This is a genomic window from Treponema sp. TIM-1 (genome assembly GCF_046533115.1).
Lineage (GTDB): Bacteria > Spirochaetota > Spirochaetia > Treponematales > Breznakiellaceae > JAIRMO01.
Map to the genome: position 1 here is coordinate 22,576 of NZ_JAJQRC010000001.1, position 19,561 is coordinate 42,136.

At 53.3% G+C, this 19,561-nt stretch carries 21 protein-coding genes; 9 read left to right on the top strand and 12 right to left on the bottom strand.

The window, feature by feature from the left end:
• Positions 1–4: 4 nt before the first annotated feature.
• A complete protein-coding gene (locus LQZ21_RS00095; protein ID WP_411042055.1) occupies positions 5–487 on the bottom strand; it encodes a COG2426 family protein in 483 nt (160 codons plus the stop codon).
• Between the two features lie 175 nt (positions 488–662).
• Here LQZ21_RS00095 and rdgB point away from each other — a divergent pair, with 175 nt between their 5' ends.
• The 9 genes from rdgB to motB all read left to right on the top strand — a co-directional run bounded on the left by rdgB (position 663) and on the right by motB (position 8,345).
• Positions 663–1,259 carry an RdgB/HAM1 family non-canonical purine NTP pyrophosphatase gene (rdgB, locus tag LQZ21_RS00100; RefSeq protein ID WP_411042056.1) on the top strand — a complete coding sequence of 199 codons (597 nt, stop codon included), beginning with the start codon at positions 663–665 and terminating at the stop codon, positions 1,257–1,259.
• 151 nt (positions 1,260–1,410) lie between these two features.
• A complete protein-coding gene (locus LQZ21_RS00105; protein ID WP_411042057.1) occupies positions 1,411–2,505 on the top strand; it encodes a metallophosphoesterase in 1,095 nt (364 codons plus the stop codon).
• A gap of 16 nt (positions 2,506–2,521) precedes the next feature.
• The gene (locus tag LQZ21_RS00110; protein ID WP_411042058.1) at positions 2,522–3,151 is read left to right on the top strand and encodes a periplasmic-type flagellar collar protein FlbB; all 630 of its coding nucleotides are present in this window, start codon (positions 2,522–2,524) and stop codon (positions 3,149–3,151) included.
• A gap of 76 nt (positions 3,152–3,227) precedes the next feature.
• Positions 3,228–4,658: a flagellar hook-length control protein FliK gene (locus LQZ21_RS00115; protein ID WP_411042364.1), complete on the top strand. Its 1,431-nt coding sequence runs from the start codon at positions 3,228–3,230 to the stop codon at positions 4,656–4,658.
• 22 nt (positions 4,659–4,680) lie between these two features.
• Positions 4,681–5,121: a flagellar hook capping FlgD N-terminal domain-containing protein gene (locus LQZ21_RS00120; protein ID WP_411042059.1), complete on the top strand. Its 441-nt coding sequence runs from the start codon at positions 4,681–4,683 to the stop codon at positions 5,119–5,121.
• A 14-nt stretch (positions 5,122–5,135) separates the two neighbouring features.
• Positions 5,136–6,542 (top strand): flagellar hook protein FlgE, encoded by a 1,407-nt coding sequence (gene flgE / locus LQZ21_RS00125; RefSeq protein ID WP_411042060.1) that lies wholly within the window; start codon positions 5,136–5,138, stop codon positions 6,540–6,542.
• 83 nt (positions 6,543–6,625) lie between these two features.
• The gene (locus LQZ21_RS00130) at positions 6,626–6,823 is read left to right on the top strand and encodes a flagellar FlbD family protein (protein WP_411042061.1); all 198 of its coding nucleotides are present in this window, start codon (positions 6,626–6,628) and stop codon (positions 6,821–6,823) included.
• A 5-nt stretch (positions 6,824–6,828) separates the two neighbouring features.
• Complete coding sequence (locus LQZ21_RS00135; RefSeq protein WP_411042062.1) at positions 6,829–7,611, top strand: motility protein A; 783 nt, start codon at positions 6,829–6,831, stop codon at positions 7,609–7,611.
• A 2-nt stretch (positions 7,612–7,613) separates the two neighbouring features.
• Positions 7,614–8,345: a flagellar motor protein MotB gene (gene motB / locus LQZ21_RS00140; RefSeq protein ID WP_411042063.1), complete on the top strand. Its 732-nt coding sequence runs from the start codon at positions 7,614–7,616 to the stop codon at positions 8,343–8,345.
• Positions 8,346–8,372: 27 nt separating this feature from the next.
• On the opposite strand, the gene LQZ21_RS00145 is transcribed toward motB, so the two are convergent.
• The 11 genes from LQZ21_RS00145 to fliQ form a co-directional block, all read right to left on the bottom strand.
• Positions 8,373–9,017, bottom strand: coding sequence for a hypothetical protein (locus LQZ21_RS00145; protein ID WP_411042064.1), 645 nt, complete (start codon positions 9,015–9,017; stop codon positions 8,373–8,375).
• Positions 9,018–9,030: 13 nt separating this feature from the next.
• Positions 9,031–9,366 (bottom strand): hypothetical protein, encoded by a 336-nt coding sequence (locus LQZ21_RS00150; protein WP_411042065.1) that lies wholly within the window; start codon positions 9,364–9,366, stop codon positions 9,031–9,033.
• A complete protein-coding gene (locus tag LQZ21_RS00155; RefSeq protein ID WP_411042066.1) occupies positions 9,347–11,308 on the bottom strand; it encodes a FapA family protein in 1,962 nt (653 codons plus the stop codon). Before LQZ21_RS00155 ends, LQZ21_RS00150 begins: the two co-directional genes overlap by 20 nt.
• Before the next feature lie 21 nt (positions 11,309–11,329).
• Positions 11,330–12,142: an RNA polymerase sigma factor WhiG gene (gene whiG / locus LQZ21_RS00160; protein WP_411042067.1), complete on the bottom strand. Its 813-nt coding sequence runs from the start codon at positions 12,140–12,142 to the stop codon at positions 11,330–11,332.
• Positions 12,143–12,154: 12 nt separating this feature from the next.
• Positions 12,155–12,823 (bottom strand): hypothetical protein, encoded by a 669-nt coding sequence (locus tag LQZ21_RS00165; protein WP_411042068.1) that lies wholly within the window; start codon positions 12,821–12,823, stop codon positions 12,155–12,157.
• A 50-nt stretch (positions 12,824–12,873) separates the two neighbouring features.
• A complete protein-coding gene (locus LQZ21_RS00170) occupies positions 12,874–13,758 on the bottom strand; it encodes a MinD/ParA family protein (RefSeq protein ID WP_411042365.1) in 885 nt (294 codons plus the stop codon).
• Between the two features lie 153 nt (positions 13,759–13,911).
• Positions 13,912–15,120: a flagellar biosynthesis protein FlhF gene (locus LQZ21_RS00175; RefSeq protein WP_411042069.1), complete on the bottom strand. Its 1,209-nt coding sequence runs from the start codon at positions 15,118–15,120 to the stop codon at positions 13,912–13,914.
• A 6-nt stretch (positions 15,121–15,126) separates the two neighbouring features.
• Positions 15,127–17,217 carry a flagellar biosynthesis protein FlhA gene (gene flhA, locus LQZ21_RS00180; RefSeq protein WP_411042070.1) on the bottom strand — a complete coding sequence of 697 codons (2,091 nt, stop codon included), beginning with the start codon at positions 17,215–17,217 and terminating at the stop codon, positions 15,127–15,129.
• Positions 17,218–17,264: 47 nt separating this feature from the next.
• The gene (gene flhB, locus LQZ21_RS00185) at positions 17,265–18,365 is read right to left on the bottom strand and encodes a flagellar biosynthesis protein FlhB (RefSeq protein ID WP_411042366.1); all 1,101 of its coding nucleotides are present in this window, start codon (positions 18,363–18,365) and stop codon (positions 17,265–17,267) included.
• Between the two features lie 98 nt (positions 18,366–18,463).
• Positions 18,464–19,276 carry a flagellar biosynthetic protein FliR gene (fliR, locus tag LQZ21_RS00190; RefSeq protein WP_411042071.1) on the bottom strand — a complete coding sequence of 271 codons (813 nt, stop codon included), beginning with the start codon at positions 19,274–19,276 and terminating at the stop codon, positions 18,464–18,466.
• A gap of 13 nt (positions 19,277–19,289) precedes the next feature.
• Positions 19,290–19,559: a flagellar biosynthesis protein FliQ gene (fliQ, locus tag LQZ21_RS00195; protein WP_411042072.1), complete on the bottom strand. Its 270-nt coding sequence runs from the start codon at positions 19,557–19,559 to the stop codon at positions 19,290–19,292.
• Positions 19,560–19,561 lie beyond the last annotated feature (2 nt).

Consider the following 19,561-nt stretch of genomic DNA (forward strand, 5'->3'; position numbering starts at 1 on the left):
CCGCCTAAATTTTTTTAATAAAAAAATGGAGTCCCCGGATCCCCAGAAGGACCACGGCGGTCACGATGACTCCGGCGGTAAGGACCCCCAGGGTTACCGCGGCTATGGTCCGTCCCTTCCCCATGCCCAGTACCCAAGCTCCCAAGGTTCCGGTCCAGGCGCCGGTCACGGGCAGCGGTACGGCCACAAAAGCGGCGACCCCAAGCCAGCCCCATTTTTCCACCCCCGTTTTGAGTTTTACCCGGGTCCGTTCCACAAACCGGCCGAAAAGCCCCCGGTACCAGGCCATTTTCAGGAAAACCTTATGCAGGGTAGAAAGAAATATCCAACAGGCCGGAGCGACGAGGATATTGATCCCCACCGCAAAGGGGTAGGCCCAATACCAGGGAATACCCCGTGCCACGGCAAAGGGTATCCCTCCCCGGAGTTCTGAAATGGGCAAAAAAGACAAAAAAGCGGTCCACCCAAGGATCGTCAGGGTATTCATGCCCCCAGCTTACCAAAATAGGCCGGTAATGGCTAGGAGCCCATGGAATCGGGGAAATTTCGGCTCCTTTCTACCCCGCTAAAGGCAGCTCAGCCCTGACCGGCCCCGCCTTGCAGATCCGGCGGAGAGGTGGTATACCTATGGGGTAAAGAGACTAAAATAAATACGGAACCCTATGACGCTTTGGTTTGCCACCGGAAACCCCCATAAACGGGAAGAACTTGCGGCCATTCTGAAAGGCCACCGGATACACATACCCTCCCAGGGGGGCATCCCCTTTGAACCTGAAGAAACGGGGGTTACCTTCCTCGAAAACGCCCTGATCAAGGCCCGGGCCCTGTACCGGCGGGTTTTGGCCCCGGTCATTGCCGATGATTCGGGCCTCTGTGTGGATGCCCTGGGGGGAAGGCCGGGGATCTTTTCCGCCCGGTACGGCAGCGAAGGCGGTAAAAACCTCGACGCCGGGGAACGGAACGCCCTGCTCCTGCGGGAGTTGGAGTTTAGTTCCCGCAGGAGTGCCCGATTTGTATGCGCCATGGTATTGCTTTTACAGGAAGACCGGTTTTTTGTGGTCCAGGAAACTCTGGAGGGGGAAATTATCCGGAAAGGCCGGGGTTCCGGCGGTTTTGGCTATGATCCTATCCTCTACCTCCCCGACCGGGGGTGTACCGTGGCGGAACTAGGGGAGGAAGAAAAGAACCGGATAAGCCACCGGGGAAAGGCGGGACGGTTCATAGGGGAGATCCTCGCCGCCATACCGGAGGAACCATAAAAAAGATGAAAAATAAGATTGTCCCCTTGACCCCTAAAATGATACGTTTAAATTAGGAAAGGCCCATGAACAGCGAGGATAGCTTAAAACAAAAATTCGACGGTTTTCATTCCCGGACGGAAAAGTCCCGCCGCGTAAGGGGCCGGATCTGATGGCTTCTTCATTTTTTCAGGAAATACTGAGCCCCATGTTTAATCCCCGGGCGGTACTGGATATTTCCGGGGGGGGCAAGGTTCTGGTGGTTAGTGATTTTCACATGGGCAGCGGCCGGGGGGATGATCTGGCCCGTAACGGCGCCCTGGTTATGGAGATGCTGGAAGGCTACTACCTGGCCAATGGCTGGTACCTGGTATTAAACGGCGATATAGAGGAACTGCAGCGGTATTCCCTGGGGGCCATAGAAACCCGGTGGGCTCCGCTGTACCGCATCCTGGATCGGTTTGCCGCCGAGGGCAGGCTCTATAAAATCGTTGGTAACCATGATGAGGAGTTGATCTTTGAAAAAAATTATCCCTATCCCCTTTTTCAGGTGGTACGGATTGAATCGGGGATTATTCCCCTGTATGTATACCACGGGCATCAATCCTCCAAGGTTTATACGGACTATAATTACCTGATCCGGGCGGCGCTCCGGTATTTTTTTAAGCCCATCGGAATCCGGAATATTTCAACCGCCCGCAGCCCCCACCGTCGGTTTTATGTGGAAAAACAGGCCTATAATTTTTCCCTGGAAAACCATTGCATTTCCATTATAGGCCATACCCACCGTCCCCTTTTTGAATCCCTCGGCCGTTTTGATTATATTAAATTCGAGATAGAGCGGCTCTGCCGGGATTACCCTTCATCGGTCGGTACCAACCGGGAGCGGATCGCCGCCGAGGTAGATGCCCTCAGGGTTGAATTGGGTAAACTCCAGCGTTCGGAGCGGAGAAATGTACTCCGCCAGAGCCTTTACGGTGATCGATACCCGGTTCCCTGTCTTTTTAATTCCGGCTGCGCTATCGGTAAGGGGATCAACGCCATTGAACTGGACCGGGACCAGATCGCCTTGGTGTACTGGTTTACCGAAGGGGAGGGAAAGAAATTCATCAACCGGGGCTGGTATAAGGTCGAAAAACATAAGGAGACTAAATTCCGCCGTTCCATCCTTAACCAGGACCGGCTCGAATATGTTAAAGCCCGGATAGAACTTTTGGGGAAACACGAGACTGAAAGAAAAGAAGATACGGTTCCGGTGACCCTTTAAGATAAGGAGATGAAAAATGGCCGGATACGGACTACGTATTTTAGGCAGGGTAATCGTACTTTTGATTCTCATTACCGCGTTAGCCGGCGGCGGCCTGGTATGGTTCGACTACCTCAATGTCATTGATGCCAAGGCCGTGTTAGCCCCCTTCTACCGGCTCATCGGTCTGGAACCCCGCTCCCAGGATAGCGGGGGGGAGGATGAGCTGCTCTCCCTGGACGCGGAACGGCTGGCGGTTCGGCTTGAGGCCCAGGAACTGCGGAGCATGGAATTGGATCAACGGGAAATGGAAATTCTCACCCGCCAGGGGGAGATTCAGCAGATGGCCGAGGAACTGGAAGAACGACAGAAAGCGCTGGATGAACGGGAAAATTCCATCAATGCCCAGGCCCAAGACGCCGAAAATAAACAAAAGAACGTCGAGCAATATGCCCGGTATTTAACTGGCATGCCCCCGGAGCGAGCGGTGGGTATTATTACCGCCATGAATGATCAGGACGCTATCGACGTACTCCGGATGACCGAAAGTATAGCTCAGGCGGAGGGAACTACTTCTATTGTCGCTTACTGGCTTTCCCTTATGCCCCCGGAACGGGCGGCGGAACTCCAGCGGAAGATGACGGGGAGACCTTCCAGTCTTAACTGAGCAATCCCGGTCCGCGGCTTGCCCGTGGCTCCCAGAGCCTCCGGAATGTTTTTTATCAAGAGGAGGCCGGGCGGTGATGCAAATATCCCCCCAAATCAATTTAGAAAGTCCCCAGGAGGTTCGAGACCAAGGGTCTTTGGCCATATCCAAGGATAAGCTCGGGGTATTTTCCAAGCTCCTTGAGGGACTGCTCCGCAATTCCAACCATCCCCCGGGGGCCGAGCAAATCGCGGACCCGGAGGGCCATTCGCAAATCCCGGATGAATTTCCCCGGACAGCGGGGGAATCCGGTTCACTCAAAAAAACCGATCCCCGGGGGATAAAAGGATCCCTTCTTTCCCGGGGGGATAAAAAAATCCGGGGAAAGGAAACGCCGGACCTTTTTGCCCAGGAAGCTCTCCCCGGCAAAAAGGCCCGGGGGACCTCCCCGGATCAAACCGAAGAAGGCCGGGAGCTGACGGCGGAAGAAGCCGTTTTTTCGCAGTTTCCCGAAACGGCACCGGAAAAATTCTCCGCAGAAAAAACAAGTTTGGATCATTCCCCAGAGCCGGTCCCCGAAGAGTCCCTGGCGGAAAATCCGGTCCTTTCCGGAGAAATAACCCCGCCGGTTCCGCAAAACACGGTAAACCATGCCGGCCTTCAGGAAGAAGACCTGCCCCGGGTCAGGAAAACCGGTGAAGGCCGGACCCTCCGGGACCCGGCGGATGCCTCCCGGCAGCTCACCCGGGAAACGGAGTCCGCCGGGGTCCGTCTTGCCCAGGTTTCGGGGAAGACTCCCGGGGACCCGGAAAAAACCGGCCCTGCCAGTTCCCGGCGGAATGATTCCGGTTCCCGGGATAAACGCCGGGAACGGCTTGAAATGGAGGTCCGGGACCTCCGAACCGGGCAAGTCCCGGAGGTCTCCATAAACCGCGGTCCCGCCTTTATCCCCGAAGCTGCCGGAGGGATCCGGGAAGTGGAACTCCGGTTGGAACTCCCCGGGGGTAGCCGGAGTTCCGGGGAGGCCCTTTCCACCGGGACCGGCACCCCGGCCCGGGCCTTTGAGGAGATCCTCGCCGGAGAACTCCGGGGTGGGCTGGGGGACGACATTGTACGGCAGGCATCGATCATCCTCAAGGACGGGGGAGCGGGACTTATCCGGCTTACCCTTAAACCGGAATCCCTGGGAAATGTAAAGATACGCCTGGAAATGGCCGAAAACAAGATAGCGGGGCGGATTATCGTTGAAAGTAACGAGGCCCTGCGGGCGTTTGAGCGGGAAATGCAGTCCCTGGAACAGGCCTTTAAAGATTCGGGTTTTAATGGGGCCAGCATTGAGATGTCGGTCAGCTCCGATAACCGGGGGAACCAGGGAAACCGTCAAGGGAAGGGAGAGGATACAAGCCCCTTCTTTTCCGAACGCCTTCACCTGGCGGCATCCGGTTATGAGTCCATCGGGGATCTTTTGGTGTTGAGTGGGAATCCCGGGGATCCGGCGGCCTTACGGCCGGTAAATATGCTGGTATAACTTGCGGTTGAGGAGATAAGATATGGATGAGCTTCGATTTGAGATGAGTCCCCAGGAACGGACAGCCCGGGCCATGGAAGTGGATCGGTTCAATAAACAATTATTTAACGGTAAAACTCCGGTAAAGGATATGGGGAAGGATGAATTTTTAACCCTCCTCCTGGCGCAGCTTTCCCATCAGGATCCCACCGCTCCTATGGAGGACCGGGAATTTATTTCCCAGATGGCCCAGCTTAATACCCTTCAGCAAATGACCAGTATGGCCAATGATTTTAACCGCTTGGCGGAACTCTTTACCAACAGCGAAGCCGCCGCTTCCCTGGGAAAGTCGGTGGAACTCAACGAAGGGGATAGGGTAATCCAGGGTACGATTAAGGCGGTTAGCCGGGGTGGAAAACCTGAGATCTTGGTAAACGGAACCTATTACCAGTGGGATCAGGTAACCAAGGTATTTGAGGAATAAAAGGAGAATCTATTATGATGCGATCGTTGTTTTCAGGCGTTTCAGGACTGCAGAACCATCAAACCAGGATGGATGTGGTTGGTAATAATATCGCCAATGTCAATACCACCGGGTTTAAACGGAACCGGGTTAATTTTCAGGATATGATCTATCAGCAGTTGCAGGGCGCTTCCCGGCCCACCGAAGACCTGGGGGGGGTAAATCCCCGGGAAGTAGGTCTGGGGATGTCCGTCGCCTCTATTGATACCATCCATATCCAGGGCTCCCTCCAGACCACCGGGGTCCAGACCGACCTGGCTATCCAGGGAACAGGGTTTTTTGTCCTTAAAGAAGGGGATAAATCCTATTTTACCCGGGCAGGGAATTTCAGCCTGGATCAGGAAGGGCTTCTAGTAAATCCCGCCAATGGGATGCGGGTCCAGGGCTGGATGGCCCAAGATGTGGAGGGTATGCAGTTTCTTGACGTTTCCCGGGATGTGGAAAATCTGATCATCCCCATAGGAGCAAAGGACGCTGCCCGGGCGACCACCAATGTCAATTTTGCCTGTAACCTGGACAAACGGACCATTGAAATCCCCGAGAACCCCACCCAAATGCAGGTTCGGGAGGGAAGCTGGAGCGAACAGATCAAGGTTTTCGATACCTTTGGCGACGAGCATACCCTGCAGTTGCTATTTACCCGGGTTCCGGGGGTCAACAACAGTTGGAACGCCGTGGTAACGGTGGATCCCGAAAACCCGGTGGCTACCAATGCCGCCATAGGCCTGGGGGAAGAAGCCCCCCCCACGGGAGGACCCAATACCTTTACGGTTAACTTCTCCAACCTGGGAACCATCCTCAACGCCGTAGACGGGGAGGGAAACCTCTCGGGAACGGATTCGGGGACCCCGGTGATCATGAACGTGGCCTATGATGTCCAAAGCGCTACTCCCGGGGATGACGGCGCCCCGGTACGCCAGGAATTCACCCTGAACCTGGGAACCGTGGGGGGATTAACCAACTCTATTACCCAATATGCCGAGACCAGTTCTTCCAAAATGACCGAACAGGACGGAAATACCATGGGCTATCTTGACAATTTCAAGATCGACCAAAGCGGGGTCATTACGGGAATTTTCTCCAACGGTACCAGCCGGACCTTGGGTCAGGTTGCCTTGGCCAGTTTCTCCAACCAGGGAGGGCTGGAAAAAGCGGGGAGCAATAACTTTGTGGTGTCCAATAACTCCGGTACCGCCAATATCGGTCCTTCGGGGATCGCGGGAAAAGGTAAAATTATAGCCGGAGCCCTGGAAATGTCCAATGTGGACCTCTCCGAACAGTTTGTGGATATGATCGTGACCCAGCGGGGATTCCAGGCCAATTCCCGGACCATCCAGACCGCGGATCAGTTACTGCAGGAAGTGTTAACCCTGAAGAGATAGGAGGCGGCAGTGAGGGGCGGACGGTGAGCTAGGGAACTTCTTCCCCCCTGCTCCCTCCCCGCTCCTCATTCCTCACTAAAAAGATGATAAAAGTAACCCGGCTTGACGGAAAGGAATATTATATAAATCCCCATCAAATCGAATCAATTGAGGTCCATCCCGATACGACCCTGCTTATGTTGTCGGGTAAACATGTTATAGTACGTGAACAGGTTTCCGAGGTTCTTGAAAGCATTATCGCGTACCGCCGGCAAATCGGCGCTTTTAAGAACGAGGAGTAGTAAAAATGGATTTATCAACAATCATCGGTATAGTCGGTTGTTTCGGCATGGTGGCCCTGGGAATCATCACCGGGGGAACCGGCCTTTTAACCTTTGTGGATATTCCCTCGGTATTGATCGTTGTTTTGGGATCCTATTTCGGCCTTTTTACCTTCAGCAGTATCCCCAATGCCCTGGGTATTTTCGGTACCATAAACCTCACCTTTAAGGTTCCCAATTTTAACGAAAGGGGGCTTATTACCAAGCTCATGTCCATGTCGGAAAAGGCCCGCCGGGAGGGTCTTTTGGCCTTGGAAGAGGAACTGGAAGACCTGGACGATGATTTCATAAAAAAGGGAATGCGCCTGGTGGTGGACGGGGTGGATGCGGAAATTATCAGGGCCCTCATGGAGACGGAAGTTAACCAGATGCAGGAACGGCATGCGGCGAAGATCTCGTCGGTCAATATGTGGGGTACCTTGGCTCCGGGGCTTGGGATGCTGGGGACCGTTATCGGTCTTATCGGTATGTTAAAGAACCTGGAAGACAAAAGCGCCCTGGGCCCCAATATGGCCGTCGCCCTGATTACCACCCTCTACGGCTCTATGATGGCAAACCTCATGATGATCCCCTGGGGGGGTAAACTCAAATCCAACGACGCCCGGGAAGCCATGGTTAAGGAAATGGAGATCGAAGGGATCCTTTCCATTCAGGCTGGGGATAATCCCCGGATCCTGGCGATGAAACTCCTCTCCTACCTTACTCCCGCGGATCGTAAGGCGGTGGAAGCGGAAGTTCTTAAGGACTAGGTATGGCCAAAAAAAAGAAACCCGATGCCGGTGGCGCCGGTGGTGAATGGATCGTAACCTATTCGGACATGGTTACCCTTATGCTCTGCTTTTTTGTAGCCCTTTTTAACCCCGATGATATGGACCCCGCCCAATTAGCTGCGATGATTTCCTCCCTGAATAATATCGGAATGGGCGCTTCCACCGGGGGCAATACCCTGTCCCTGGGTAAAAGTGCCGATTTAGGGAACACCATCATGTCCCTCCCCGCCCAGGACCGGGGGCGTACCCTGGGAACGGCCCTCCGCCGGGCTACCAGCCTCTTTACGCCGGAGATCCGGTCAAACAAGGTCAAGGTTACCCAGGATGAGCGGGGATTGGTAATAAGCCTGGCTTCGGATGCTTTTTTTGGCCCCGCCAGCGCGGTGATTAACGTGGAAGAAACCCGGGATATCCTGCTCCGTCTGGGGACCCTCCTGGAGTCCAACGAGGTCCAGGGCAGAAAATTCAGAATTGAGGGACACACCGACTCGGAGGATACCGATCCAAACGGTCCCTGGCCGTCTAATTGGGAACTTTCCACCGCCCGGTCCCTTGCGGTGCTCCATTACCTTACCGATATCGGGGTCGATGAAAACCGTTTCCAGGTGGCGGGGTTCGCCGATACCATGCCCATAAGCCGGGACGATACCCCCGAAGGGATGGCCTATAACCGGCGGGTGGATGTGATCATCCTGGACGACGGACATTTATAAAAACAGCGCCGGTCAGCTTTCTTGCGTTTACTTGCGGTGTAACAGGGCTATGGCCAGATCCACCTCCGCCAGGGTGGTTCCCAGCCGGGACGCGATAAGCTCCGATGAAAGACCCGCCCCGGCGAGCTTTTCCACCTGTTCGGCAAAGGACGGGAGCTTGGGCTGAATGGCTATGGGGGACCGGATAAAGCGGGGCTCTCCCGGGGGGGTGCCTTTCCCGTCCCGTTCGTGTCTTGAAGAATCCGGGCTTATCCCCGGAATTTCCGGGGAAGGTCGGTTTAACGCGGTTTCGGTTTCTGGTTTTTCTGGGGAAAATGACGACTGTGTTCCGGAAGGCCGGGCTTCTCCGGTAGTTAAAACGGACCGTTTCAGTCCCAATTCGACATAGGCCGCTTCCTGTTTCTTTTCCCGGTTCACCTCCCGGTTATAGACGACTATCCGCCGGTCCACATCCTCCAGAAGGGTTCTTAGGGTTTTTATACGTTCCCCCACCAAAGCGGCGTCCCGGTCGGTGATGGCGTCAATCTCGGCGATGAGCTTATCCGCCTCTTCCCGGAATTCCCCCAGGATCCGTTCCGGTCCGGTTCTGCGCCGGAGATAGGCGCGAAAAAACACAAAAGAAAATCCGCAGAGGATCAAACTGATCGATGAAAAAACAAGGGATAAATACATGGATTCTCCGCTTTCATCCGCTTACGTCGATATTTCGTCCCAGATCCGGATCCCGAAATACCAAGGGCTCCCCCGGCCTTTCATCTTCGGAGTCTTCATCCTTTCCTTCCCGGCCCTGCTTTTCTTCGCCGCCGTTTTTCCGGGATGCTCTGTCCCTGATAGTCTCGGCACCTTCTCCGGTATCCTGGGACTCATTCACCGACTGAATTCGCTCGTCGGTTTTCCGCTGAATTTGATCCCCCTGCAGGGCCTGTTGTATTTGCAGACCCTCTTTTTGGGCGGCCTGACTTTTACCGACCTTGTCCACTTGGGTAAACAGGGTTTGCAGGTCAATCGGCTGGATAGCCATCGTCACCTCGGCTTATTTTTTCTTCCGATTCTTCATACTTGATTACCCGTATCAGGCCATTTTCAAGAATAAAGGTTACCGCCTTGTATTCATTCCGTACCTCTTCTTTGACATCCCGGATAATAATCTTGACCCCGGGATATACCTTGGAGGAAGCGGAAATCCGTCCCCGTTTTTTTATACCGCTAAGAATTTCCTGAACTTCACCGATATCCTCGTTGATTTTACGCAGATCCCCCATAAGCTCTTTCCGCTTATCCATCAATTCCCTCATAAAGCGCTCTTTATCTTCGGGCAGGGACTTACGCTGTTTTTTTATATTGATAAGGGTCTGCAGATTAAGCCGTATTTCCTCAAGCTGTTTTACCAGGGATTCCTTGTTTTCCGTAAATATCCCCAGTTTTTCTTTATGTTTGGGATCAAAACCTACTTCACAGACCGTCTCGGTACCGCTGGTAGGGCTTCCCAGGGTTTCCGCGATGATCTCGTCGGTAGCCCTGAGCCGTCCCCCCACAATATGGGCCCGTTTCCCCTGACAGGCGATCCGTCTATAGGCATCAACCTGGGAATTGATAATCCCGTCGGAGACGACTACCATATTCCCCGCTTCAACGCTGGTATTTTCAATAAACCGGGCCCAAAGGGATCGTCCCGTCCGCACGATGCCGGCGCCTTTACCGGTAATGCCCTGGTGAACAATGATATCCCCCTCCGCATCCAGTTCCGCCTTTTCCACCGTACCGTGGACCTCAATGTTCCCCGCCGCCTTAACGGAAAACCCGGCCTCCACATTACCGGTCACCACCACCGTCCCCAGGAAAATAATATTTCCGGTTTTAATGTCCACATTCCCCTTGACGGTGTATATGGGTTCCACATTTATTTTATTGTTTACCTCCACCACCTGACCGTTTATATCGGCGTAGATGGTGAGATCATCATCCCCTACATGAACGTTTTTTCCGAGGGGCATGGTCATGTCCCTGCCGTTGACTGCGGGGAGTACCTTGCCGTTAACGGTCATACCTGGGGATCCCAATTCCGGGGGTATTTTTTTTGCCAGGGGCTGCCCTTCCACCACATTCTGAATGATGTGGAGATCCTTAAAGTCCACCTGTCCATTGAACCCTTCCCGGAGGCGCACCTTGGTCTGATCCGTTTCAAAATTATGCTGAATAAAGGCATCCCGGCCGCTGCTTGGTTTAATCCCCTCCGCTACGAGAACATTTTCTTTATATATCGGCCGGTCCGCGAAATTCCGGATGAAATCTTCTTTAACTCCATATATAATGTGGTTGTTTCGCAGAAAGCTTAGGATAGTTTCCGCGGGAAGATCACAGCCCCCCGGACCGGCAGGAGTTACATTAATGTAGGCTTTCATTCCCATATCGGAAACCTCCACATTGAGGTAGGCGTCATTCAAGGGATTACTTTCAAAATTCCCTATCTTGACAAAGACTCCCGCGGCTTCTTTAATGGTGTCGGATAATAATGGTATATCAATATCCTTGACCATCCGGCTCTTCAGAATCTCCATGACCAAGGCTTCGGTGACCTTCTTCCCTTTTCCTATGGGGGGCACCACCTTGAGAAAGGCTCCTTCCGGATAAAGATGAACAAAGGCATCACCGTCTTTATCCGTAATAATCGGAACTTCATCTATGACTTCTGCTTCCTCTTCAACGCTCTGGTCCGGTTCTTTTTTAGCCAATACCCGTTCATAGGCCCGGATCTTCCAGTCTTTTTGCCCTTTACCCAGAATCCCCGGAAACCCCCGGTCAATAACTTCGTATTCTAAACGCCGTATGGGAAGATTGAGGAGAACCGCCGCTTCGGATACCGCCTTTTCCAAGGTAGAACCGGTAACGTCAATGGTTCGTATAACCCGATCCTGCTCCAGACTTTCCTTCATGATTTGCTGAAGCTGGACAAAATCGACCATAAATCCCCCCGGATAGGAAGCCTACATAATACCCTTACGGATATTGGTCAACTTGGCCCGAAGTCGGAGTATGGCCTTGGTATGCAGCTGGGATACCCGGGACTCGGTTACCTCCAATACCTGACCGATTTCTTTAAGGGTAAGTTCCTCATAATAATAAAGCACCAGGATCTTTTTTTCTTTGTCGGGCAATTCCTGAATGGCCTCCACGATAACCCGGCGGATCTCCTCTTTTTCTACGATTACATCCGGATTCATGCTGGAAGGCGATTCAATACTGTCCCCTATGGAGACTTTGTCATTTTCATCCCCGGAAAACCACACATCGTTCAGGGAAAGTATGGAAGTTCCGGATATTTTCATAATGGTTTTAATATATTCGGCTTCGCTCAGCCCCAGGGCCGCGGCTATTTCCTGATCCGTGGCGGTTCTTCCCAATTGAGCTTCCAGGGACCCAATGGTTTCCTCCACTTCCCTGGTTTTCTGACGCACCGACCGGGGAACCCAATCTATGGATCGCAGCTCATCAAAAATAGCCCCCCGAATCCGGGTTACCGCATAGGTCTTAAATTTAACATTTTTCTCGGGGTCAAATTTATCAATGGCATCCATAAGGCCAAAAGCACCGTAGCCCACGAGATCGTCAAATTCAACATTGGCAGGCATACCTATCGCGACTTTACCGGCGACATATTTTACTAATGGGGCATATTGCCGGATAAAAAGCTCCCGAATTGCCGGATCCCGGGTTTTTCGGTACACGACCCAAAGTTCTTCCTCTGTTTTTTGTTCAGGAGAACGATGGGCTGTATCGTTTCTGAGGACATTCCCCATATAATATCCTTTCTACTCCCTTTTTAATATGGTTTGTACCGCAGATGCCATATCATGGGCACTAAAATCACCATCCAGAACATCGGATGTATTACTTTCCGCCGTTTTTTTTTCCGCCAAACTATCGGGCGATATTATAAACTCCGATATTTCCTCGTCATCCCGCCGATTACCACCCGGTAAAAAAGCCGCGGATAGACTTTCCAAATCGGGAAGTTCGTCCGCCACACCGGGGGAATCCGCCGGCAGTGTCAGCTCCGTCCCCGAAGTTGACGTTGAGGGACTTTCATCCATACTCCCCTCATTAGTATATTCAATATTATCCTTTTGATCCAGCCCCGAGAGATTTTCCAATGGGGATACCTCGGAAGCCCCCGCGGCGCCCTCCGGGGTATATTCCCCTACATCCACCTTGGGCATCTCGTCTTCGGAATCATCTTCAAGGGAAATATCCACCATAGAACCGCTCTGCTGTATATCTTCGTTAGTTCCGGGAGCTTCCAGCAATTCCGGCAAAAAACGAAGGATAAGCCAATAGACTCCTCCGGATAAAAGAAAAAATGCCGCCGCAAAAATAAATGCCCGGGCCAGGGCAAAAATTCCCGCTCCCCTGATAAGGCCCAGGGATAACGATAAAACAAAGGCTATCCCCGCGGCAATACCGCTTGTTTTAAAATTCATCCTACCTCCCGCTCAAAATGCTGAAAAAGAGGCCCCCATGGGGGGTATCGTCAAGAACGGCCAAAAAACCGCTTTACCATGGTTCCGAAGCCCCCTCCTTCCCGAAGCTCACTTTTCTCCATCCTCCCCACAATATGCTGCACACATAAAGAGGCCCGGCATTTCGGATCAACCACCATAAAGGGCCGTTGGCGCAGTACCGCGTGGGAAACCGCCGGATCATCGTAAATAAACCCCAAATATTCTACCTTAAGGTTCAAAAACTGCCCCGCGATACTGGTCATCCGGTCGGCAACCTTTTTTGCCTCCGCCACGGATTTTACCCGGTTCACTACCAGTTTAAGCCCCATATTCAGGTTGTCAATTTCGGTGGCGATTATTTTAATAATACCATAGGCATCGGTAATAGCGGTAGGTTCCGGGGTCGTGATGATCACCGCGTCATCGGCGGCGGCGATAAAGTCCAATACATTACTGGAAACTCCGGCGCTGGTATCAATGATAATAATATCGGCGTTGGAGAGGCTGTCCAGCTCGTTGATAAAATTCTGCCGCTCGGTTTCGCTGAGATTGGCTATTTTAGAAAAACCCGACGCCCCGGCCACGATGGAAATACCGTATTCGGTTTCCAACAGGATTTCTTTCATGGTTTTTTGCTTGCGGATCACATGGTATAAGTTGAATTTAGGGACCATGTTCAACATCACATTGACATTGGCCAATCCCAAATCCGCATCCATAACCACCACTTTTTTCCCCAGCCGGGCATAGGCAAGGGCCATGTTTACCGACATATTGGTTTTTCCTACCCCCCCCTTACCGCTGGTAATAGTGATAATACGGGTCTTTTTGGCATCCTTGGCCTGGATCGGTTTTCCCTGGACACTGCTTCTGTTCCGCATCATTTCCCGCAAGCGTTCTGCCTGATCTTCCATCATTATCTCCATATAACCGGTAAAAACGGGTAAACCCCAATCAGACCGGCCCGCTTTTCCTCTCGATTTAAGGCTATTTGACAAGCAAAGCGTGTCTTTCAAAATCATGGTCCCTCCGGACAACAGAATTTTGAAACAGCCCCAAGCGCAATCTCATTCAATAGGGGAGAACCGTTTTTCAATTCGGTCCCGGTTTATCTTAAATTCTTCCAGATTGATCAAAAACGGAATCACCCCGGCTTTATGCATATCATCGGGGACATGCTGCCCGTCGGTAATATACGAAATGGATTTTCCTTTATCCGCCAGGGCGCTGATCACATTCCCCACCCGGATGGTTTCGTCCAATTTGGTGATGATCACCGACCGATAATTAAAGGGTTCAAACTGCTGAAAAATTTCCCGCATATCACTGTATTTTGTGGTAGCCGCCACGGTGAGGTGTGCTTCGGCGGTGGAACCGCAGCCTGAGAGCAGCCGCTTCATTTCGGCAATTTCCACCGAATCCCGGGGGTTTTTCCCGATGGTATCCACCAAAATCAAATCCACATCCTCCGAATAGAGGGCGATAGCTTTCCGTAGGTCCCCGTAATTATCCACACAAGAAACGGGGATATTCATGATATCTCCGTAGGTTTCAACCTGGCCTTTAGCGCCGATCCGGTAGTTGTCAATGGTGATCATCCGTACCGAAAGGGGGCGGCTTTCCTTATTCCCCGGTCCAAAAATGGCGGCCAATTTAGCGATGGTGGTGGTTTTGCCGACCCCGGTGGGACCTACCAGGATCATGATCCGGGGCAGTCTTTTGGGGGGCTCCGGGTTAAAGATGGTTAAACTTTCCCCGATCCAGTCCACCACCGTATCCTGTACCTGATCGTAATCATTTAAAATTTCCAGGGAAAATTCTTTTTTCAGCCGATCCAGGATATTTCTGCTGTAAGTCGGGGAAAAATCATTGAGATCAAGAATTTCCCCGATCCGGGTCAGGGTGGGGTGTTCTTCTCCCGGGGGGGCATGGATCTTTTTCTTTAAGTCCAATACCTCATTGAGGATCGTCTGCTGGATGAGTTCGGTTTTTTCCTGAGCCGGAGCAGCCTTATCCGGCCGGGACGCCACGGCCAGGACCTTTTCCTTCTCTTTTTGAAAATCCAAGGGCGGGGAGGAGCCCTGTCCGGTGGTATATGGAGGATATTCCCGGGGGATAATACCGGTCATTTCTACCCCGTCTTTGGTGAAAAGGCCAAAGAGCCCCCCAATACGGATGGATTTTTGCAGCACGACCCGGGCCCGATCCCCGTATTTCATCCGGATCTTTTGGCGGCATTCGTCCTCGGTCAATCCTTGTTCGGTAAAATAATTCATATTTATCTAATCCTCCAGCTTTATTTCCCCTACCACTTCGACGGTTATTTCCGAAGCGATTTCCGGCACCGAAAGAACCGCTAGGGTCGGCAATTCCCTATCCAATGAAGATTTTACCAGAAATCGGGCCGCTTCGGAACAGAGGATCACCGGCAGCCAGCCCCGTTCCTCCACCACGGCGATGGACCGGGTCAGGGCCTTTATCCAGGACCGTTGCAGCCCCGGATCCAGGGCGGACATTGCCCCCGAGGAGGTTTGAACCTGGCTGTCGATGATCTTTTTTTCCAGGGTCTGTTCTATGGTTAATACCCGGAGTTTCCGTTCATCATCGGCGTATTGGAGGCACAATTCCCGCCCCAGGGCCTGCCGGGCCTTTTCAATAAGGAACTGGATATCCTTGGTGACAGGCCCATAATCGGCCAGGGTTTCCAGGATGGCCACCATATTCCGGATGGATACCCGTTCCCGGAGCAATCCCTGGAGAACCTTCTGAATTCCCCCCAGGGAGAGGGATTTTTGAGCCTCCTCCACCACTGCGGGATAATCCTTTTTTAGGGTATCAAGAATAGATTGAACATCCTGGCGGCCCAGGATCTCCTGGGCATGGCGTTTGATGATCTCCGTTAAATGGGTGGCTATGATAGAAGAGGAATCCACCACCGTATACCCCGCCCGTTCCGCGTCGCTCCGTTTATCCTCGTTTACCCATAGGGCGGGCAGCCCAAAGGCGGGGTCGGTGGTTTTTTCGCCGGGCAATTCGTCCGTTACCCCCCCGGGGTTGATACAGAGGTAATACCCCATCCGGATCTTTCCCCGGCCCACATCGGCCCCCTTGATCTTAAAGCAATACTCCGAGGGTTCCAGGCGCATATTGTCGATGATCCTGATCCGGGGGATGACGAGCCCCAAATCCAGGGCCGACTCCCGGCGGATCCGCTGGATCCGCTCCAGAAGTTCCGCCCCCTTATCCCGGTCCACCAGAGGGATAAGACCATACCCCAATTCCAGGGACAGAGGATCCAGGGGTACCACCGGAGACATTTCCCCGGTTTCATCCTTGGGTTTTTTTGCTTCCAAATTTTTTTGATTGGCCGCCGCTTCTTCCCTGACCTTTTTCCGGCTCAGCCGGTAGGCGAGGAAGGCCAGGGCCAGGGCCAGCGGGACCAGGACATACCAGGGAAAACCCGGGAGCAGGGCAAAACCCCCAAGGACGAAAGCGCCGATCCAGTAAATCCGGCCGTCCCGGGAGAACTGGCTGGAGGCGTCCTCCCCAAAGGTACCGTCGGAGACGGAACGGGTAACGATGATGCCCGTGGCGGTGGAAACCAACAGGGCGGGAAACTGGGAAAGCAGGCCGTCGCCGATGGAAAAGGCCACATAGGTTCCTACCGCAACGGAAATAGGCTCCCCATGGAAAACCGAACCGATGATGATCCCCCCCAGGATATTCACCGCGGTGATTAGGATCCCCACCTTCACGTTACCGGATACGAATTTGCTGGAACCGTCCATGGCCCCGTAAAAATCCACCTCCCGCTGGAGATCGTTTTTTCGGATAATGGATTCTTCCTCGGTAATGGCCCCGGAGTTGTACTCCGCCTCAATGGCCATCTGCTTCCCCGGCATGGCATCCAGGGCAAACCGGGCGGCAACTTCGGCTATGCGGGTTGCGCCCTTGGTGATCACCACCGCCTGGACCGCGATGATCACGATAAAGATGATGAACCCCACCACCAGACCCTCGGTGCCCCCGGAACCCACCACGAAACTGGAGAAGGCCCGGATCATACGGCCGTCAAAGGCCGCCCCTTTGGTGAGGATCAGCCGGGTAGAAGAAACATTTAAGGCCAGGCCGAAGACGGTGATCACCAGAAGCAGGGTGGGAAAAACGCTAAAATCCGTGGCTTTTTTTGTGTAAAGCACGATGAGGAGAATGAGCAGGGAAAGGACCAGATTCATGGCCATGAGGGCGTCCAACAGTACCGTGGGCAGGGGGATAATGAGCATCATCACCACCGCCACCACCCCGATGGCTATGAACAGATCGGTCCTGTCCCTGAATAGGCTGCCCGCTATAATTCTTCCCGCATCCGACATCTTCTCTAACGCTCCTCTTATACTTACGCCCTGCGGGGGTTACCCCCTCACGCCCCCAGATCCTCGGCCCGGCGGCGTTCCTGGTTGATCCGCTGTACCCCCGCTAAAATAATAGAAACGGCTTCATAATACTGTACCGGGATAAAATCCCCGATTTCCACTTCCGCGTATAGGGCTCGGGCCAGGGGTTTATGTTCCACCAGGGGAACGGAGTTTTCTTTCGCGATCTCCCGAATCCGCAAGGCCACCTCATCGGCGCCCTTGGCGCTTACCTGGGGGGCCTCCCGTCCCGGGTGGTACTCCAGGGCAACCGCATAGTGGGTTGGGTTGGTGATTACCACGTCCGCCTTGGGTACGTTGATTAGCATATTCCGGGTCATGATCTCCCGCATCCGCTGACGGAGACGGCTTTTAATCTGGGGATCTCCTTCGTACATCTTCCGCTCTTCCTTGACCTCTTCTTTCGTCATCTTGAGGGACTCCCGGTATTGCCAGCGCTGAAACATAAAATCCGGAATGGACAACATCAAAAGGAGCAGGGCCGAAACAATCAGCATCCGCGCTGCCAGGGAAGCGATAAGCCGTATCGCCTGCCAGAGCTCCACGGTTTGTAAATTTGCCAAACCCCGTATTTCGGAACGGATAATAAAAAAGGCCACCAACCCGATAATCATCATTTTAATAATGGATTTGATAAAATTAAAAAGCCCTTCCATTGAAAAGAGGGTTCGCTGGAAATATCGGCCGAACCGGGGAACTATTTTTGAAAAATTGGGAACCAGGGGCTTGAGGGTAAAAAGCGGCCCGGTCTGCACCAAATTGGCAAAGATCGCCGCTACCATGGACACCACCACGATGGGCAGGGCCAGGCGCGTAAAATAGGAAAAAAAGGCCCTGGCGATGAGCCCGTCTTTGGTGGGGTCCAGTTCTGTCGCCCGGGAAAAGAAAAACCGGATCATCTCCACGCAGGTCCGAAGCATCAAGGGGGCAAGGAAAAGGATAGCCAGGGCGGGGAGGAGGAGGATCAAGGCTCCGGTAAGTTCCTGACTTTTGGCGACCCGGCCCTCTTCCCGGGCCTTACGGATCTTGTATTCCGAAGGCTCCTCGGTACGGCCCTCATCTTCCGCGGCAAACCACTGAAGGTCCATGGCCGCCGCCAGGGCCCGGGCGGCTTGCGGCTGCTCCTCAAACCGCGTCCATACCCATTCCTCCGGGCCGGAAAGCCGGCCTTTTCTCCGGTACATCCTCATGTTGTACCCCCTATGGGGACGCCGATCCGGGTGTAGAGGGTTTCTATTACCGCAAATCCCGATTCCACCACCCGGCTAAAGGCCTCCACCATAAAGGGCATGGTAACCAGGATCAGAATAAAGGCGATGGTGATGGATATGGGGAAGCCTTCGGTAAGGATATTGATCTGGGGGGCCGCCTTGGAGATAAGCCCCGTGGAAAGGGTGGTAAGGAAGAGGGTCCCCAGGATGGGTATGGATATGACCATGGCGTCTAAAAAAAGCCGGGAGAGTCCCGAGAGGAGCATTCCCAAAACCGCTTCCCGGCCCGCTACCAGGGCCATGATACTCACCGACTGGATGGATCGCCAAAACCCCCCGAGGAACAGTTCCCCAAATCCCCCCATGGAGAGGAACACCAGCATGGCCACCAGGTTAAGGTACTGGCCCATCAGGGGATTTTCTATTTGGGACAGGGGATCAAAGGTTTCCGAAGCGCCGAAACCCATCTGAAGGGAGAAAAACTGACCCGCGGTGGAAAAGGCGGAAAATATAATGGTTATGAAAAATCCGATAATAATACCGATAATCCCTTCCCCGATAACCAAAAAAACAAAACTCAGACCAAAGGGCGGTATCTCCCAGGCGCTCACCAGGGCCGTGGGAAAGGCCGCATAAGCGGCAAATCCCGCCAGGGAAATCCGGACAACCTGGGGGTTTACGTCGGAAGAGAGGAGGGGGGCGGTTTCGATCATCGCCAAAGCCCTGGCGGCGATTAAAAGAAAAGCCGGGGCCGTCTTTAAAATTTCATCAATTACCGTTCGTTCCATACCTTACCCTTCGTTACCGCGCCATGGACGGAATCATCCTGAAAAGCTGCACCGTATAATCCCCCAGGGATGAAAACATCCACCCCCCCAGGAACCCTAAAACCAGGAGGATAATCACCACCTTGGGGACAAAGGTCAGGGTCTGCTCCTGAATAGAGGTCGTGGCCTGCAGGATAGCCACCACCAGCCCCACCACCAGGGCGGATACCAGGAGGGGCGCCGCCAACAAAAGCACCTCGAAAATCCCCCGCTGCAGGAGGGTGGTAATATCCCCGATACTCATTC

Coding starts and splice junctions, on each gene's coding strand:
- LQZ21_RS00095 (WP_411042055.1), bottom strand. CDS start 487: ATGAATACCCTGACGATCCTTGGGTGGACCGCTTTTTTGTCTTTTTTG.
- fliR (WP_411042071.1), bottom strand. CDS start 19,276: ATGGAACGAACGGTAATTGATGAAATTTTAAAGACGGCCCCGGCTTTT.
- motB (WP_411042063.1), top strand. CDS start 7,614: ATGGCCAAAAAAAAGAAACCCGATGCCGGTGGCGCCGGTGGTGAATGG.
- LQZ21_RS00170 (WP_411042365.1), bottom strand. CDS start 13,758: ATGGAAGATCAGGCAGAACGCTTGCGGGAAATGATGCGGAACAGAAGC.
- rdgB (WP_411042056.1), top strand. CDS start 663: ATGACGCTTTGGTTTGCCACCGGAAACCCCCATAAACGGGAAGAACTT.
- LQZ21_RS00145 (WP_411042064.1), bottom strand. CDS start 9,017: ATGTATTTATCCCTTGTTTTTTCATCGATCAGTTTGATCCTCTGCGGA.
- LQZ21_RS00105 (WP_411042057.1), top strand. CDS start 1,411: ATGGCTTCTTCATTTTTTCAGGAAATACTGAGCCCCATGTTTAATCCC.
- LQZ21_RS00165 (WP_411042068.1), bottom strand. CDS start 12,823: ATGAATTTTAAAACAAGCGGTATTGCCGCGGGGATAGCCTTTGTTTTA.
- LQZ21_RS00150 (WP_411042065.1), bottom strand. CDS start 9,366: ATGGCTATCCAGCCGATTGACCTGCAAACCCTGTTTACCCAAGTGGAC.
- LQZ21_RS00135 (WP_411042062.1), top strand. CDS start 6,829: ATGGATTTATCAACAATCATCGGTATAGTCGGTTGTTTCGGCATGGTG.
- flhA (WP_411042070.1), bottom strand. CDS start 17,217: ATGTCGGATGCGGGAAGAATTATAGCGGGCAGCCTATTCAGGGACAGG.
- LQZ21_RS00130 (WP_411042061.1), top strand. CDS start 6,626: ATGATAAAAGTAACCCGGCTTGACGGAAAGGAATATTATATAAATCCC.
- LQZ21_RS00175 (WP_411042069.1), bottom strand. CDS start 15,120: ATGAATTATTTTACCGAACAAGGATTGACCGAGGACGAATGCCGCCAA.
- flhB (WP_411042366.1), bottom strand. CDS start 18,365: ATGGACCTTCAGTGGTTTGCCGCGGAAGATGAGGGCCGTACCGAGGAG.
- LQZ21_RS00115 (WP_411042364.1), top strand. CDS start 3,228: ATGCAAATATCCCCCCAAATCAATTTAGAAAGTCCCCAGGAGGTTCGA.
- flgE (WP_411042060.1), top strand. CDS start 5,136: ATGATGCGATCGTTGTTTTCAGGCGTTTCAGGACTGCAGAACCATCAA.
- LQZ21_RS00110 (WP_411042058.1), top strand. CDS start 2,522: ATGGCCGGATACGGACTACGTATTTTAGGCAGGGTAATCGTACTTTTG.
- whiG (WP_411042067.1), bottom strand. CDS start 12,142: ATGGGGAATGTCCTCAGAAACGATACAGCCCATCGTTCTCCTGAACAA.
- LQZ21_RS00120 (WP_411042059.1), top strand. CDS start 4,681: ATGGATGAGCTTCGATTTGAGATGAGTCCCCAGGAACGGACAGCCCGG.
- fliQ (WP_411042072.1), bottom strand. CDS start 19,559: ATGAGTATCGGGGATATTACCACCCTCCTGCAGCGGGGGATTTTCGAG.
- LQZ21_RS00155 (WP_411042066.1), bottom strand. CDS start 11,308: ATGGTCGATTTTGTCCAGCTTCAGCAAATCATGAAGGAAAGTCTGGAG.